We start from the raw sequence: 447 nt of genomic DNA, 5'->3' as shown, positions 1-447 counted from the left end.
ACACCAACACGCCGCGGCCATCGGACGTCACCCGTGCGGCCCCTGCCGCCACGCTGGCGCGGCGCGCCTCAGCCACAGCAGACGCGGCCTCGGCTTCTGCCTGTTCAAGCTCGACCCGCGCCGAGACCTTCTGGCGGAATAGATATTGCTCGCGGGCGAGTGCCTTTTGCGCCAGCGTCGATTTCGCAGCGGCAGCTGTGCGATCGGCAGCAAACTGCGCCGCGTCCCGGCTTTCGACGACGGCGAGCGTTTCGCCGGCACGCACCGGATCACCGAGCCGCTTCATCAATCGCGTGACCGCGCCGCCTGCGCGGGCGGTCACGATCGCTTCGCCTTGCGGTGATGCGCTGACTGTCGCCTGCGCTACGATTTCCGCGCCGAGCCCGCTGGGATTGATCGTCTCGACGGCAATACCGGCCTGCTGGACCGCTTGCGCGGTCATCGCCA

At 68.7% G+C, this 447-nt stretch carries 1 pseudogene; it reads right to left on the bottom strand.

The annotated features are described in order from the left end of the window. Positions 1 to 447, bottom strand: a pseudogene (locus AACY19_RS27350) (efflux transporter periplasmic adaptor subunit); the annotation flags it as partial.

The organism is Pseudomonas sp. EA_5y_Pfl2_R50 (assembly GCF_963970475.1).
In the GTDB taxonomy this organism is placed as follows: domain Bacteria; phylum Pseudomonadota; class Gammaproteobacteria; order Pseudomonadales; family Pseudomonadaceae; genus Aquipseudomonas.
The sequence above is the reverse complement of the archived record's forward strand: the minus strand, read 5'-3'. Positions and strand labels throughout refer to the sequence as shown.